The sequence below is a fragment of the Mycobacterium sp. KBS0706 genome (genome assembly GCF_005938675.2).
In the GTDB taxonomy this organism is placed as follows: Bacteria; Pseudomonadota; Alphaproteobacteria; order DSM-16000; family Inquilinaceae; genus Inquilinus.
The window spans coordinates 30,098-45,455 of record NZ_VCCH02000066.1 but is presented as its reverse complement, the minus strand read 5'-3'; the positions used below and the strand labels follow the sequence as shown (position 1 = coordinate 45,455).

The window sequence follows — 15,358 nt, the reverse complement described above, 5'->3', positions numbered from 1 at the left end:
GAGACGGCCCGGCGCGCCATCGCCGCCGCCCGCACGGCGCAGCCCGGCTGGGCCGCGACGCCGGTGTGGCAGCGGGCGAAGGCCTGCCTCGCCATCGCCGCCCAGATCGACGCCGCCCGCGACCGCATCGCCCGCACCCTGAGCCTGGAGCAGGGCAAGCCGTTCAAGGAGGCCCATGGCGAGGTCGGCAAGGCGGCGGACGGCTTCCGCCTGGCGGCCGAGCTGGTCAAGCAGCTGGGCGGCGAGACGCTGCCGGCCGAGGACCCGAGCAAGCTGGTGCTGACCCTGCGCCAGCCGCGCGGTATCTACGCCGTGATCACGCCCTGGAACTTCCCGGTCAACATCCCGGTCGAATACCTCGCGCCCGGCATCGCCACCGGCAACGCCATCGTCTGGGTGCCGGCGCCGACCACCTCGATGGCCGCGGTCGAGCTGATGCGGGCGATCGAGGAGGCGGGGCTGCCGCCCGGCGTGGTCAATCTGGTGATCGGGGAGGGGGCGGTGGTCGGCGACGAGATCGTCGCCCATCCCGGCACCAACGGCATCGGCTTCACCGGCAGCCCGGCCACCGGCCAGCGCATCGCCGAGCGCGGCGCCGGCAAGCCGATGCTGCTGGAGCTGGGCGGCAACGGGCCGGTGCTGGTGTTCGAGGACGCCGACCTCGACCGTGCGGCGGCGGCAGCAGCCGGCGGCGCCTTCTTCAACGCCGGCCAGGTCTGCGCCGCCACCGGCCGGGTGCTGGCCCATCGCAGCATTGTCGAGAAGCTGGCGCAGCGACTGGTCGAGATCGCCCGGTCGCACACGCTGGGCGACCCGCTGCAGCAGGGCACGACCATGGGGCCGCTGAACAACCCGAAGGTCGCGGCCAAGGTGCGCGAGCATGTCGAGGACGCCGTCGCCCGCGGCGCCACGGTGCTGGCCGGCGGCCGGCCGCGGCCGGATCTGGGCAGCGACCTGTTCTTCGAGCCGACCGTGATCACCGGCGTCACCCGCGACATGCGGGTCAACCGGGAGGAGACGTTCGGCCCGGTGGTGCCGGTGTTGGCCTTCGACGACGACGACGAGGCGCTGGACCTGGCGCTGGACACCGAGCACGGCCTCAGCGTCGGCCTGTTCACCGCCGACATGGACCGGGCGCTGCGCTTCGGCGAGGCGATCCCGGCCGGCATCGTCAACGTCAACGCCGGCAGCACGTATTGGGAGCTGCACCTGCCCTTCGGCGGCGGCTCCGGCACCAGGAGCGGCATCGGCCGGCTCGGCGGCCGCCACACGCTCGAGGCGATGACCGAACTCAAGATGATCTCGATCACCCGGACCCTTAGATGACCACAACCACACCTACTTCCGCCGTCGCGGCGCGGCTGCTGGCCGATCTCGTCGACCTGCTGCTGCCGGGCGAGGGCGACTGGCCCTCCGGCGCCACCATCGGCGTCCAGTCGACGCTGGCGATCCACCTGGTCGAGGAGCGCGGCGAGGCCGACCTCACGCGGCTGGCCCAGGCGATCCTGCAGGCCGGCGACCCCTTCGCCGGGCAGCCGGAGGAGCGGCGGATCGCCATCGTGCAGGCCCTGGAGGCGGCGGAGCCCGAACTGTTCGGCTGGGTCCGCGACGCCGCCTACTACGCCTATTACGAGAGCCCCTATGTGGTTGCGGTGATCAACGCCCAGGGCCATCCCTACCGGCTGCGGCCGCATGTGAAGGGCTATCCGCTGCAGCGCTTCGACCCGGCGCGCGACGCGCCGACGCACGGCCGCGGCCGCTGGCTGCCGACCGGGGACGTGCGCCCGGTCGACATCTCCGCCCTCGATCTCGACAGCGACCGCACGCAAGCCTGGGGCCTGAAGCGATGACCAAGCCATCCTGCGACATCCTGATCATCGGCGCCGGCGCCACCGGCTCGCTGGCCGCCGTGGTGCTGGCCCAGGCCGGGCTGAACGTGGTCTGCCTCGAGCAGGGCTCCTGGGTCGAGGCCGGCGACCATCCGCATTACAGCTCCGACTGGTCGTGGCAGCGCCGCACCCGGTGGAATGCCGATATCAACCGCCGCCACCATCCGGACGACTACCCGGTGGTCACCGACAGCTCGCAGGTGCTGATGTGGAACGGCGTCGGCGGGTCGACCAATGTCTATGGTGCGATCTGGCCGCGCTATCGTCCATCCGACTTCCGCAAGGGCGACGAGCACGGGCTGCAGCCGAACTGGCCGATCGCCTATGAGGACATCGCCCCGTTCTACGAGGCGGCGGACCGGATGATCGGCGTCAGCGGCCTGGCCGGCGACCCGGCGATGCCGCCGCGCGACACCTGCCCGACCGGGCCGCTGCCCTTCACCAAGGCGGCGCGCCGCCTGTCCCAGGCCTTCGACCATCTCGGCTGGCACTGGTGGCCGGCGGAGGCTGGGGTGATCTCCGAGGATTACGACGGCCGGCCGGGCTGCAATGGCTGCGGCATCTGCAACGGCTGCCCGCGCGGGTCGATGAGCAAGTATTCGCTGTCGATCTGGCCGAAGGCGCTGGCGGCCGGCACCGAGCTGCGCATCCACGCCCGGGTGCTGCGGATCGAGAAGGGCAGGGACGGGCGCGCCACCGGCGCCCACTACATCGACCGCGAGACCGGCCGCACCGAGTTCCAGCCGGCCGAGATCGTGGTCGTCGCCGCCAACGGCGTCGGCACGCCGCGGCTGCTGCTGGCGTCGGACAACCTCGCCAACCAGTCCGACCAGGTCGGCCGCAACCTGCTGCACCACACGCTGGTCGGGGCCGAGATCTGGGTCGATGAGCCGATCGACGGCCATATGGGCTATGTCGCCTCGCTGATCAGCCGGCAATTCGCCGAGACCGATGTCGGCCGCGGCTTCGTCAACGGCTTCAACTTCAACTGCCTGACCAGCACCTCGGCCGCCGCCGAGGTCGCCGCCGGCTGGATCACCGAGACCAAGGCGCCCTGGGGCCGCGACCACCATCGCTGGTTCGAGCGCCATTTCGGCCATGGCATCGGCGTCTATGCCATCGGCGACGACCTGCCGAACCCGGAGAACCGCGTCGCCCTCGACCCGGTCAAGCGCGACGCCGACGACATCCCGGTCGCGACCATGCATTACGCGCCGGGCGAGAACGACCGCCGGATGATGAACTACATGCTCGACCGGCTGGTCGATATCGGCACCGCGGCCGGCGCCTTCGAGGTGAAGCTGCAGGATTACCGGGACAAGGACGGCGTGTACCGCACCCCGGCCTGGCACATGATCGGCACCTGCCGCATGGGCAGCGACCCAGAGAATTCTGTGGTGAACAAATGGCAGCAGAGCTGGGACGTGCCGAACCTGTTCATCGTCGACGGCAGCGTCCTGGCCACCGGCGGCGTGGTCAACCCGACGCCAACGATCTCGGCCCTGGCCTTGCGGGCGGCGACCCATATCCGCGACAATTTCCGCGAGCTGAAGGGTGCGACCCGGCCGATGGCGGCCTAGGCCCGAGGGAGTCCGATCGATGCTGCAGCCGCCGCCGGCCGAGCCCGGCATGCGCGAGGAGGAGGTCGACACCCCGGCCCTGATCCTCGACCTCGACGCCTTCGAGGCCAATCTCGACCACATGGCCGGGCTGGCCGCGGCGGCCGGGGTCAAGCTGCGGCCGCACGCCAAGACCCATAAATCGCCGGTGATCGCCTATCGGCAGCTGGCGCGCGGCGCGGTCGGCCAATGCACCCAGAAGGTGGCGGAGGCCGAGATCCTGGCCTGGGGCGGCGTGCCGGACATCCTGGTCAGCAACGAGGTGGTCGGCCCCCGCAAGCTGGCCCGGCTGGCGGCGCTGACCCGGATCGCGCGGGTCGCGGTCTGCGCCGACCATCCCGACGGCGTGGCGGCGGTCGAGGCCGCGGCTGAGGCGGCCGGCACGCGGCTGGCCGTGCTGGTCGAGATCGATGTCGGCACCGGCCGCTGCGGCGTGGCGCCGGGGGAGGCGGCGGTGGCGCTGGCCCGCCGCATCGCCGCCAGCCGGCACCTCGTCTTCGGCGGGCTGCAGGCCTATCACGGCCGCGCCCAGCACCGTCGGTCGCCGGAGGAGCGCGCCGCCGCCATCGCCGAGGCGGCTGGGGCGGCGGGGCGGACGGTCGACGCGCTGCGCCGGGCCGGCCTCGACTGCCCGATCGTCGGCGGCGCCGGCACCGGCACCTTCGCGCTGGAGGCGGCGAGCGGCGTGTTCACCGAGCTGCAGGTCGGCTCTTACGCCTTCATGGATGCGGACTATGCCCGCAACGACCCGCCGCCCCCCTTCCGCCAGGCGCTGTTCGTGCTGGCGACGGTGATGAGCGTGCCGCGCGACGGCGCCGCCGTGGTCGATGCCGGCCACAAGGCGCTGCCGACCGACAGCGGCATGCCGCTGGTCTGGCGCCGCGACGGCATCCGCTACGAGGGCCCGTCGGACGAGCATGGCCGGCTGGTGCTCGAACCCGGCGCCGACCGGCCGAAGCTCGGCGAGCGCCTGCGCCTGGTGCCGGGCCATTGCGACCCGACGGTCGACCGCTACGACTGGTATGTCGGGGTCAGGGCAGGCCGGGTTGAATGCCTATGGCCAGTGACCGCCCGCGGCGCGATGGCCTGAGGGGCGGGTCGCCAGCAGGCATCAATTGGGCTTCAGCCTTGGCGGCTGATCGGGCTCCGGTTGCGAAGCGCCTTGAGGATACGGCAATTTGCCGTATATGATTGGCTCAAAGGAGGCGCCCATGCCCAAGCTCGAAGGTGAAGCCGGGACCGCCCGATTGGAAGCGCGCATCCCGGTCCAAGTCTACGACCAGATGCAGCGCGCCGCCCGGCTGCGCGGCATGACCCTGACCGGTTATCTCATCGCCACCGCTGGCGAGGACGCAAGGCGCGTCGTCGAGGAAGCCGACATCATGCGCCTCGCGCGCGAGGATCAAATCCGCTTCGCCGAGGCGCTGATCGATCCGCCCAAGCCGAACGCGCGGTTGGCCCGTGCGGCGAAGCGCCATGCCGAGCTGATCGAGCGCCGGTGAGCGTCCGCTTCGCCATTGGGCCGCTGGCGAAGGCGCACAGGCGGGCGGACTTCACCTGCGGTAACGACCGGATCGACAGCTATTTCCGCGAGACCGTCTGGCAGGATGTGAAGCGCAGATACGCCACCTGTTTCGTCGCAAGGGAGATCGCGACGGACCGGGTGGCGGGCTTCTACACCCTTTCCTCCAGCAACGTGCCATTGACCGAGGTTCCCGAGCCGATCGCGAAGAAGCTGCCGCGCTACCCGACCGTCCCGGCGGTGCTGATCGGCTGGCTCGGGCGACACAGCGATTTCGCCGGGCAAGGGCGCGGAGAAGCCTTGCTGTTCGATGCGATCAAGACCGTTGCCACCGCGCCGATCGGCGCCCACGCCATCTTTGCCGACGCTATCGACGACTGCGCGGCGGCGTTCTATGCGGCCTTCGGCTTCACGCCCTTGGTCCGGCGCCCCGGCACGCTGTATCTGCCGGTCGCGACGGCGTTGAGCGTGTTGTCGCCATGAACCGCCGAAGCAAGATCACGCTGGGCCCCGCTTGCTGCCGCCGCGTGCGACAAACGGTGCAGCGCTGCCGAGCTGACTGTGCCGTAAGCGGCTGATTTCGCTGTATTGCGGGATAATCGCTTTGAGGCAATGGCGGTCAGTGCCCGACGAAGATGAGAACTATGAGATCGTTATAACCTTTTGGTGAATATAGAGATACTCCGTATTAGACGGCTATCGGCGGGCTTCGGCGGCATTCGAGTAGCTAACGGCAGCAAATACGGACATTTGACGAGACATTTCCGTGCCGCTGATTACCACGAGGCAAATACGCCCTCATCTGTCCCGCTGACCGGCCAAAGACGCCCCATCCACCGAGCGGGGCGTCTCCGCTGCCAATCCCTGTCAGCTTGCCGGATTGCGCGCGGTGACGATCCACGTCGCGCCGTCGATCATCACCGACCGCTCGCCGGGGCGGCCCGCGAAGACGGCACGAACCGCGGCGTAGGCGCGGGCGCGGATGTCGTCGGGCTGATCAGCGAGCGCGCGCGACAGCGGGCCGACCTCGAACGTCATCTCCACCGCGTCGTCGATCGCCGCGTCCCGCGTCGCGCCCTCGCCAAACGGGATGGAAGCATCGAAGGGCGCGATAGCGATATCGGTGAAGCCAGCCGCCGTTAGGATACGCGCCACCCGTCCCTGGTCGCCGAACGAGAATGGGCCGGGCGCTTCGGGATCGGGCGGCGTGGTCGGCGGGACGATACCCTTGATCGCGCCCATCGGCAGGCGCACCCAATCGTTCTCGGCCATGCCGCGCCAGCAGACGAAAGCGACCCGTCCGCCCGGCTTGAGCGCACGGCGCATATGAGCGAACGCCACGGTAGGATCGTCAAAGAACATCACTCCGAAGCGCGAGAACAGGATGTCGAACGCCCCCTCGGGCAGCTCGGCGCTGCTGGCGTCGGCAACCTCGAATAGGGCCGGCGTATCCTGCGGCGCTAGCGCGCGCGCCCTGCCGATCAGCGGTTCGGATATGTCCACGCCTAGCACATGGCCCCCCGCGCCGACGCGGGCGGCCAGATCCAGACTGGACGCCCCCGCGCCGCAGCCGACGTCCAGCACGCGCTCGCCCGCGGTGGGCGCGGCGGCTTCGATCGCGGCCTGGCCGAACTCTGCCATCATGGCATCGAGCCGGGCTTGGTAAGCGACCCAGCGCTCCCCGCTTTGGCCATTCCAGTCGGCGACCTGATCGGCATTGTGCTGTGCCATGACATGTCCTTGTTCTGATTCGTTCTAAGCTGACCGATGCCAAAGCGGGCATCGTCTCCAGCGAATCCGCCTCCGCCAGCGATTAGGCGCCAGACCTGCGTGTGATCGTCTCATGCATCGAGATCGGTGCCGCCTAGCGCCGGACTTCGAAGGACAGCCGTGCCTGCGGCAACCGGAGAAGGGAACCTGTGCTCTCAAACCAGCATCGACTGCTGGGCGGAGATACCCGCCGTCGCGCCGTGCGATATTGCCGTGGTGACCGAGGCCATGAGGGGGTTTGCGAGGTCGCCGGCAGCGTAGATGCCGGGTGTGCTGGTTTCGCGGCGCTCGTCGACCTTGAGGACGATGCCGAAGGGCGAATTGACCGTGGCGAGGCCTAGTGAGTCATGCAGGCTTGCGGACGGTTTGTTGCGCGGATGCGCGAACAGGATGTCGACCGCGACATTGGGGGCGGTATCGAGCTTGACGGTGGCATCATGGCCACCGTGATGGGCGATTTCCGTGATCCGACCATCAACGATAGGTATGTTGCGGCGCGTCAGATCCGCCCGGATATCACGTGCAATGTCGTGACCATCTGCGAAGACCGTCAACGTGTCGGTCCAATCGTGGTACAGCCTGACATAATTGTGCGACGGCGGGCCGGACCATACGAGGCCCCAATGCTGGCCGGCGACTTCAAAGCCATCGCAATAGGGGCAAGGCACGATGGCCGTGCCCCAGCTTTCGGCATAGCCCGGAACATCGGGCATCTGGTCGGTGACGCCATAGCTCAGGATCAGGCGGCGCGCCCCAAATCTTTCGCCATCGCCAGTGAGGACGGAGAAATCATCGATGGCGCCGGAGATGCTGTCGGCCCGAGCATTGACCAGCCTGACCGTGGGATAACGCGCCAGTTGCTGCCGGGCCTCGGCCAGGATGTCCGGCGGTGGCTTGTGATCGTGGCCGAGCAGACCATGCGAGTGGCCGGCGAAGCGATTGCGCGGCAGGCCGGTATCGAGAACGGTGACCTTGCGGCGGGCACGGCCGAGCTGCAGGGCGGCGGCGAGGCCTGCAAAGCTGCCGCCGATGATGATGACGTCATCCATAGTGATGGGCTCCGTGTTGTGGTTGGAGGGGGGTGGGCTGGGCTTGGCGCGAAATAGCGTCCGGCGATACGCGCTCGAGACGGGCATCGAGCGGGGCTTCGTCATCGACGAGAAAGTCGCCCATCACTGTGTTGACCGACCGGACGATGCCCAAGTCGATAGCGCCGGGCGGCCCGGGAAATTTGACTTGGAGGACATGGTCGACACCCGCCTATTGGCTTGCCTATTCAGATACTATGCGGTATCGTATTCCAGAAATTATGATACTGTCAAGTACTGGAACTGTCGTGACCGGGAACAGCCAGGGCCGCCGCGGCCGGCCCGCCAACGAGGCGCTTGGCCAAACGATAATCGACGCCGCGTGCGAACTCTTTGTGGAATTGGGTTTTCAAGCGACGACATTGGACAAGGTCGCCCAGCGGGCAAAGATATCCAAGCTCAGCATCTATCGGCACTTCGAGAACAAGGAGGCGCTGTTCAGCGCGGCCATCGTGGCCCGCTGTCATCAATTTGCACCACAGGCCCTTTTTGAAGGCCTCGACGGTTCGGCCGAAGTTCAACTCATGGCGGTGGGATCATCCCTGCTTCGCACGCTGATAAGCCCGGACGTCCGCAGTGTTGAAGCCATGATCATGGCCGACAAGACCAATCAAAAGTCGTTAAGCAAGCTCCATTACGAAGCCGGCCCCGCCCATGTCATCGCCCAAATCGAAGCCTTCTTGCGTCAGTTGCACGCGAAGGCGGTTCTGAACGTGCCCGATCCTCTTCGGTCCGCCCGCTTGTTTGCCGCGCTTTTCAAAGGATCCGATCTCCTGATTATCGCACGCTTCGATGAGGCGAGAGCAGAGGACGACAACGAAATCGAATCCTATTGCCGGTCGGCCGTCGCCATGTTCATCGCCGCGCACGGTGGCAACGACCACACGGACGGATAAGCATTTGATTGCTCCGGGCAGCTTGGCCGCGACCGTGGTCCAGGCGCTTCGCCATATTGGGCCGGCGCGCGGCCGGGCTACACCGCAAGCGGCAAGTTTACGCATGGCCGCGTTTGGGATCCCGATTTTCCCTGCGAATAGCTGGCTCTGTCGAAAAAAACCGCATTGCCGGCCCAGGCAGGCAAGTATCGGGCAATAGCGTGGAAACGGCGGTTCGCTATGCCGCATGGTATGGGCGGTGATCGGCGGCGATATCGGATCATAGAGGGATATCGGCGGGATTGGCGGAGAGGGAGGGATTCGAACCCTCGGTGCCCTTGCGGACACAACGGTTTTCGAGACCGTCCTATTCAACCACTCTAGCACCTCTCCGCAGAGGCATGGCGGGCGGTCTCGAAGACCCCCTCCGCGTGGCCGGCGCGGACCATAGTGGAGAGCGTTCGGCCATGCAAGCGTCGTTTGCGGGGGTGGAAACCCGGGCGCCGCATTCCGCCGTTGACACGCCGGCGCGCCTGACTATAGTGCCGCGTTCACGGACACGGGTGCTGGTTCCGGCTGGCACCCGTGCTCGTTTTTGATCACCTGAGGACCGGCCGGTTACGGGCCATCCTCCTAGTCGACGGCAGCTTGACCATGTTCGCAGTCATCCGCACCGGTGGGAAACAGTACCGGGTCGCCCAGGACCAGCTTGTCACCGTCGAGCGTCTCGACGTCGAGCCGGGCGCGTCCGTCACCCTGGACCAGGTGCTGATGCTCGGCGGCGACGGTGCCGTCCAGATCGGCACCCCGGTGCTGGTCGGCGCCTCGGTCACCGCCGAGGTGGTCGAGCAGACCCGCGGCCCGAAGATCATCATCTTCAAGAAGAAGCGCCGCCAGAACTACCGGCGGAAGAAGGGCCACCGTCAGGACCTGACGGTGCTCAAGATCACCGCCATCGCCGGCGCGTAAAGAGGAGATCGACAGATGGCACATAAGAAGGCCGGTGGTTCGTCGCGCAACGGCCGCGATTCGGCGGGTCAGCGCCTCGGCGTCAAGATTTTCGGCGGCCAGGCCGTCGTTCCGGGCAACATCATCGTGCGTCAGCGCGGCACCAAGTTCCATCCCGGCGTCAATGTCGGCATGGGCAAGGACCACACGCTGTTCGCGCTGGTTCCCGGCAGCGTCCAGTTCAAGTCGGCCGGCGGCCGCACCACGGTGACGATCGCCCAGGCGGACGCCGCCGAGTAACGCCTCGTCCCGACCTGACAAGGTTGGGGCTTGCAGGCACCGAGACTGGTGAAGCGGGGGAATGGGCGACCATTCCCCCGTTTGCTATTTGATGCGACAAGAAAGAGCCGGCCCCGGGGCCGGCGGCACGGGGCGATTCGGCCATGAAGTTCCTCGACGAAGCCAAGATCTTCCTGAAGAGCGGCGACGGCGGGAATGGCTGTGTCGCCTTCCGGCGTGAGAAGTTCATCGAGTTCGGCGGCCCCAGCGGCGGCGACGGCGGCCGCGGCGGCGACGTCTGGATCGAGGCGGTGGACGGGCTCAACACCCTGATCGACTACCGCTACCAGCAGCATTTCAAGGCCGATCGCGGCCATCACGGCATGGGCTCGGACCGGTTCGGCGCCGCCGGGGGCGATGCGGTGCTGCGCGTCCCGGTCGGCACCCAGGTGCTGGACGAGGAGAAGGAGGAGGTGCTGGCCGACCTGACCGAGGTCGGCCAGCGTCTCCGGCTGCTCAAGGGCGGCGACGGCGGCTTCGGCAACGCCCATTTCAAGACCTCGACCAACCGCGCCCCGCGCCGTTTCGATCCCGGCTGGCCGGGGGAGGAGCGCTGGGTCTGGCTGCGGCTGAAGCTGATTGCCGATGCCGGGCTGGTGGGCCTGCCCAATGCCGGCAAATCGACCTTCCTGGCGGCCACCACCGCGGCCAAGCCGAAGATCGCCGACTATCCCTTCACCACGCTGCATCCGAATCTCGGCGTCGTCCGCAGCGACGACCACGAATTCGTGCTGGCCGACATCCCCGGCCTGATCGAGGGCGCGCATGAGGGCGCCGGGCTGGGCGACCGCTTCCTTGGCCATGTCGAGCGCTGCAACGTGCTGCTGCATCTGGTCGACGGCACGAGCGAGGATGTGGCCGAGGCCTACCACGTGGTCCGCGGCGAGCTCGAGGCCTATGGCGGCGGCCTCGCCGGAAAGCCCGAGATCGTCGGGCTGAACAAGACAGACGCGCTGGACAAGGAGACGGTCACGGCCCGGCTGAAGGCGCTGAAGACGGCGGCCGGCCGCAAGGCCAAGGTCGTGACCCTGTCCGGCGCCACCGGCGGCGGGGTGCAGGATGTGCTGCGCCTGCTCTGGGCCCGCATCGCCGAGAGCCGCCCGGCCCGCGTCGAGGAGGAGGCGGCGCCGGCCGACATCACGCCCTGGGCGTCGACCGACTCCGACTGATCGTCCGGCCGGGCCATAACGGGAGAACCCCATGGCCTTCGAAGCTTCTTCGCCCATGCTCGACGACGCAGCAGTGGAACGCTTCATCGCGGACGGATTCGTCCGCATCGACCGCGCCTTTTCCCGCGACCTGGCCGAGCAGGGGCGCGCCATCCTGTGGCGAGACCTGCCCTGCGACCCGCTGGACCGCAAGACCTGGACGCAGCCGGTCGTCCGGCTCGGCTGGTACGGGCAGGAGCCGTTCCGGCAGGCGGCGAACACGCCGGTCCTGCGCGCCGCCATCGACCGGCTGGTCGGAAAGGGGCGCTGGCAGCCGCGCGCGGATCTCGGCACCTTCCCGGTGCGCTTCCCGGCGCGGGCGGCGCCCAATGACGATGGCTGGCATGTCGATGTCAGCTTCCCCGGCGACAGCAGCGACCCGAACGAGCGGAGCGACTACTCGTCCTGGCGGGTGAATGTCGGCTCGCGGGGCCGGGCGCTGGTGATGCTGTTCCTGTTCTCCGACATCGGCCCGGACGACGCGCCGACGCGGCTCCGGGTCGGTTCCCATCTCGACATGGCGCGGTTCCTCGAGCCGGCGGGGGAGGCGGGGCTGGCCAGCCCGCGGGTCGACCGGGTCGGCGCCAGCCGGCCGGAGGTCCTGGCGACGGGCCAGGCCGGCACCGTCTATCTGTGCCATCCCTTCATGATTCATGCGGCGCAGAAGCACTGCGGGACGGAGCCGCGCTTCCTGGCGCAGCCGTCGCTCGGCCTGGCCGAGCCCTACCGGCTGGAGCGGCCGGACGGGGCCTATTCCCCGGTCGAGACCGCGATTCGCCGGGCGCTCGGCCGGGCCTGACCGTCAGGCCCGGACATAGACCCAGGCCTCCAGGCCGGAGCGCAGCCGGACCTCGATCCGCTTGTAGTCCGACACCTCATAGGCGTCGGCGGCGGCGAGCTCGGCCGCGGTGATGCGGAACACCGTGCCCGCCACCTCGTCCGCCGCGTCGCCGGGCTCGACGATCGGGTGGAAGCGCTTGCCGCTGGTGCGGATCACCTCGGGGTCGGTGATCTCGATCTCGCCGCGCCGCCAGCCCGGCATGGCGTCGGGCGTCCCCTCCAGCCGGCGGCCGAAGGAGGACAGCTGGACATTCTCCTGCTGCAGCGTGCCGTAGGAGAACAGCAAGGCGTCCGCGGTCATGGTCTTCCTCTGAATCGGGTGTCGCGCCGGATCATAGCGGCCGTGCCGCGGCGAGGGGAGGGCGGGTCGCGGAACGGCTTTGCCCGCGGCGGGCCGAAGGGCTAGGAAGAAGCCTCTCTTTCGACCGTCGCCCGCCCTTCTCTTGAATGCCGTCATGACCGCTTCCCTCGCTCAGGCCCGCCGCATCGTCGTCAAGGTCGGTTCCGCCCTGCTGGTCGACCCGCGCACAGGGCAGCTGCGCCGCACCTGGCTCGACGCGCTGGCCGATGACGTCGCCCGCTGCCGCGCGCGCGGGCAGGAGGTGGTGATCGTTTCCTCCGGCTCGATCGCGGCGGGGCGCGAGCATCTCGGCCTCAAGGGCCGGGCGCTCAGGCTGGAGGAGAAGCAGGCGGCCGCGGCCACCGGCCAGATCCGGCTGGCGCACGCCTATCAGGAGACGCTGGCCCGGCACGACATCACTGTGGCCCAGATCCTCTTGACCCTGCAGGACACCGAGGACCGCCGCCGCCACCTGAACGGTCGGGCCACGATCGAGACGCTGCTGCGGCTCGGCGCGGTGCCGGTGATCAACGAGAACGACACGGTGGCCACGGCCGAGATCCGCTTCGGCGACAATGACCGGCTGGCGGCGCGGGTGTCGCAGATGATCTCGGCCGACACGCTGGTGCTGCTGTCCGACATCGACGGGCTCTACACCGCCGACCCGAAGCGCGACCCGTCGGCGACACTGATTCCTGAGGTGGGCGAGCTGACGCCGGAGATCGAGGCGATGGCCGGCGAGGCGCTGCCCGGCTATTCCTCCGGCGGCATGGTCACCAAGCTGGTGGCCGCCCGCATCGCCATGGGCGCCGGCTGCCGTATGGTCATCGCCATGGGCAAGGAGGCGGCGCCGCTCAAGCGCATCGAATCCGGCGCGCCCTGCACCTGGTTCGTGCCGGGGGCGGAGCCGCGCACCGCCCGCAAGCGCTGGATCGCCGGGTCGCTGAAGCCGGTCGGGTCGGTGGTGATCGACGCCGGCGCGGCAAAGGCCCTGGCGGATGGCCGCAGCTTGCTGCCGGCCGGCGTCACCGCGGTCGAGGGCAGCTTCCGCCGCGGCGACCCGATCGCGGTCAAGGACGGCGAGGGCCGGGTGCTGGCCCGCGGCCTCTCGGCTTATGATTCCGACGACGCCGACCGCATCCGCGGCCACAAGAGCCGCGAGATCGAAGCCATCCTCGGCTATCGCGGCCGCGACGAGATGATCCATCGCGACGATCTGGTGCTGGGGTAGGGCCGGCCGGCCTACGCGTCCTTCGCCAGATGGTCCCGATACCGCTTGCGCAGCTCGCTCTTCAGCAGCTTGCCGGTGGCGGTGTGGGGCAGTTCGTCGACGAACACCACGTCGTCCGGCCGCCACCATTTCGCGACCTTGCCGTCGAACCAGGCCAGGATCTCGTCCCGGGTCGGGGCCGCGCCCTCGGCCGGCACCGCGATCAGCACCGGCCGCTCGTCCCATTTCGGGTGGCTGGCGCCGATCACCGCGGCCTCGCGCAGCTTCGGGTGGCCGACGGCGATGTTCTCCAGCGCGATCGAGCTGATCCATTCGCCGCCCGACTTGATCACATCCTTGGCCCGGTCGACGATCTCGACATAGCCGCTGCCGTCGATGGTGGCGACGTCGCCGGTGCGGAACCAGCCGTCCGGGGTGAAGGCGGGGTCGTCGTCGCGGCCGAAATAGGCGGCGGCAACCCAGGGGCCGCGCACCAGGATCTCGCCGAAGGCGACGCCGTCCGCCGGCACGTCGCTTCCCTCGGCATCGGCGATGCGCAGCCGGATGCCGGGGATCGGCCGACCCTGCTTGCGCTTCAGCGCGCGCTGCTCGGCTTCGCTCCAGCCGGCCGTCTCCGGCTTCGGCGCGTTGAAGACGCCGATCGGGCTGGTCTCGGTCATGCCCCAGGCATGGCCGATCTCGACGCCGTAGTCGCGCTCGAACGCCTCGATCAGCGGCAGCGGGCAGGCCGAGCCGCCGATCACCAGCCGCGGCGGGCGGGTGAAGCGCTGGCCGCTTTCGCGCAGATGGGCCAGCAGGCCGAGCCAGATCGTCGGCACGCCGGCGGACGCGGTGACGCCGGTCGCCTCGATCAGCCGGAACAGCGAGGCGCCGTCCAGCCGCGGCCCTGGCAGCACCAGGGATGCGCCGGCGAGCGGCGCCTTGAAGGGGATGCCCCAGGCGTTGACGTGGAACATCGACACCACCGGCATGGCGGTGTCGGTGGCGCGCAGCCCGAAGGCGTCCGGCTGGTTGGCCGCATAGGCGTGCAGCCGGGTCGAGCGATGCGAGGACAGCACGCCTTTCGGTTCGCCGGTGGTGCCGGAGGAATAGCAGAGGAAGGCGGCCGTGTTCTCGTCCAGCACCGGCCAGTCGAAGGCGTCGGGATGGCCGGCGAGGAGATCCTCATAGTCCAGGATCTCGACGCGGGCGGCCAGGGCGGGCGCTGGCGGCTCGGCCGGCGGCTCCAGCAGCACCAGGGTCTTCAGGGCCGGCGGCAGCCGGTCGCCGATTCCGGCCAGGATGGGCAGGAACATCGGGTCGAGGAACAGATGGGTGTCGCCGGCATCGGCCAGGATGTAGGCGATCTGGTCCGGGAACAGCCGCGGATTGACCGTGTGGCACACCGCGCCGATGCCGCTGACGCCGTAATACAGCTCGAGATGCCGGTGGTCGTTCCAGGCCAGCGTCGCCAGCCGCTCGCCCTGCGCCACGCCGCGCCCGGCCAGGGCATGGGCCAGCCGGGCGGTGCGGGCGGCGATCTCGGGGTAGGAATGGGTGACGATGCTGCCATCACGGCGCTGGGTGACGACCCGCGCGCTCCGATGGAAGCGGGCCGCATGCTCCAGCAACTCGCCGATCAGCAAGGGTTCGTGCTGCATCCGCCCGAGCATCGCGTCCTCCCTGTCTGTCACGGCGCCCTCTGTCGCT

General features: G+C 69.0%; 16 protein-coding genes and 1 tRNA gene. 12 read left to right on the top strand and 5 right to left on the bottom strand.

Annotated features, from left to right (window positions below; all coding sequences use genetic code 11):
- From FFK22_RS28790 to FFK22_RS28765, 6 genes are all read left to right on the top strand, one after another.
- On the top strand, positions 1–1,326 hold a 1,326-nt coding region (locus FFK22_RS28790; protein WP_143956885.1), incomplete at its 5' end, for an aldehyde dehydrogenase.
- Positions 1,323–1,850 carry a hypothetical protein gene (locus FFK22_RS28785; protein ID WP_138891431.1) on the top strand — a complete coding sequence of 176 codons (528 nt, stop codon included), beginning with the start codon at positions 1,323–1,325 and terminating at the stop codon, positions 1,848–1,850. The genes FFK22_RS28790 and FFK22_RS28785, both read left to right, overlap by 4 nt.
- Positions 1,847–3,469, top strand: coding sequence for a GMC family oxidoreductase (locus FFK22_RS28780; RefSeq protein ID WP_138891430.1), 1,623 nt, complete (start codon positions 1,847–1,849; stop codon positions 3,467–3,469). The genes FFK22_RS28785 and FFK22_RS28780 overlap by 4 nt, the downstream gene beginning before the upstream one ends.
- Before the next feature lie 19 nt (positions 3,470–3,488).
- Entirely contained in the window at positions 3,489–4,598 is a 1,110-nt protein-coding gene (locus FFK22_RS28775; protein WP_138891429.1) for a DSD1 family PLP-dependent enzyme, read from the top strand.
- Positions 4,599–4,719: 121 nt separating this feature from the next.
- Positions 4,720–5,010 carry a DUF1778 domain-containing protein gene (locus FFK22_RS28770; protein ID WP_138891428.1) on the top strand — a complete coding sequence of 97 codons (291 nt, stop codon included), beginning with the start codon at positions 4,720–4,722 and terminating at the stop codon, positions 5,008–5,010.
- Entirely contained in the window at positions 5,007–5,513 is a 507-nt protein-coding gene (locus FFK22_RS28765; RefSeq protein WP_138891427.1) for a GNAT family N-acetyltransferase, read from the top strand. The genes FFK22_RS28770 and FFK22_RS28765 overlap by 4 nt, the downstream gene beginning before the upstream one ends.
- Positions 5,514–5,897: 384 nt before the next feature.
- On the opposite strand, the gene FFK22_RS28760 is transcribed toward FFK22_RS28765, so the two are convergent.
- Both FFK22_RS28760 and FFK22_RS28755 read right to left on the bottom strand, forming a co-directional pair.
- Positions 5,898–6,761 (bottom strand): class I SAM-dependent methyltransferase, encoded by an 864-nt coding sequence (locus FFK22_RS28760; RefSeq protein ID WP_138891426.1) that lies wholly within the window; start codon positions 6,759–6,761, stop codon positions 5,898–5,900.
- 194 nt (positions 6,762–6,955) lie between these two features.
- Entirely contained in the window at positions 6,956–7,849 is an 894-nt protein-coding gene (locus FFK22_RS28755) for an NAD(P)/FAD-dependent oxidoreductase (protein ID WP_138891425.1), read from the bottom strand.
- A gap of 287 nt (positions 7,850–8,136) precedes the next feature.
- Between FFK22_RS28755 and FFK22_RS28750 the strand changes: the two genes are divergently transcribed.
- Positions 8,137–8,784 carry a TetR/AcrR family transcriptional regulator gene (locus FFK22_RS28750; RefSeq protein WP_138891424.1) on the top strand — a complete coding sequence of 216 codons (648 nt, stop codon included), beginning with the start codon at positions 8,137–8,139 and terminating at the stop codon, positions 8,782–8,784.
- A 282-nt stretch (positions 8,785–9,066) separates the two neighbouring features.
- On the opposite strand, the gene FFK22_RS28745 is transcribed toward FFK22_RS28750, so the two are convergent.
- A tRNA-Ser gene (locus FFK22_RS28745) sits at positions 9,067–9,156 on the bottom strand.
- A 261-nt stretch (positions 9,157–9,417) separates the two neighbouring features.
- On the opposite strand from FFK22_RS28745, the gene rplU reads away from it, so the two are divergent.
- The 4 genes from rplU (at position 9,418) to FFK22_RS28725 (ending at position 12,057) form a co-directional block, all read left to right on the top strand.
- Entirely contained in the window at positions 9,418–9,732 is a 315-nt protein-coding gene (rplU, locus tag FFK22_RS28740; protein ID WP_138891423.1) for a 50S ribosomal protein L21, read from the top strand.
- A gap of 15 nt (positions 9,733–9,747) precedes the next feature.
- Positions 9,748–10,011: a 50S ribosomal protein L27 gene (gene rpmA, locus FFK22_RS28735; protein ID WP_138891422.1), complete on the top strand. Its 264-nt coding sequence runs from the start codon at positions 9,748–9,750 to the stop codon at positions 10,009–10,011.
- 143 nt (positions 10,012–10,154) lie between these two features.
- Complete coding sequence (gene obgE / locus FFK22_RS28730) at positions 10,155–11,219, top strand: GTPase ObgE (RefSeq protein WP_138891421.1); 1,065 nt, start codon at positions 10,155–10,157, stop codon at positions 11,217–11,219.
- Positions 11,220–11,250: 31 nt separating this feature from the next.
- Positions 11,251–12,057 carry a phytanoyl-CoA dioxygenase gene (locus FFK22_RS28725; protein WP_138891420.1) on the top strand — a complete coding sequence of 269 codons (807 nt, stop codon included), beginning with the start codon at positions 11,251–11,253 and terminating at the stop codon, positions 12,055–12,057.
- A 3-nt stretch (positions 12,058–12,060) separates the two neighbouring features.
- Here the strand turns inward: FFK22_RS28725 and FFK22_RS28720 are convergent, their stop codons facing one another.
- Complete coding sequence (locus tag FFK22_RS28720) at positions 12,061–12,399, bottom strand: gamma-glutamylcyclotransferase family protein (RefSeq protein WP_138891419.1); 339 nt, start codon at positions 12,397–12,399, stop codon at positions 12,061–12,063.
- A gap of 154 nt (positions 12,400–12,553) precedes the next feature.
- Here FFK22_RS28720 and proB point away from each other — a divergent pair, with 154 nt between their 5' ends.
- Positions 12,554–13,669: a glutamate 5-kinase gene (proB, locus tag FFK22_RS28715; protein WP_138891418.1), complete on the top strand. Its 1,116-nt coding sequence runs from the start codon at positions 12,554–12,556 to the stop codon at positions 13,667–13,669.
- 11 nt (positions 13,670–13,680) lie between these two features.
- Here the strand turns inward: proB and FFK22_RS28710 are convergent, their stop codons facing one another.
- Positions 13,681–15,342 carry a long-chain-fatty-acid--CoA ligase gene (locus tag FFK22_RS28710; RefSeq protein ID WP_306770186.1) on the bottom strand — a complete coding sequence of 554 codons (1,662 nt, stop codon included), beginning with the start codon at positions 15,340–15,342 and terminating at the stop codon, positions 13,681–13,683.
- Positions 15,343–15,358 lie beyond the last annotated feature (16 nt).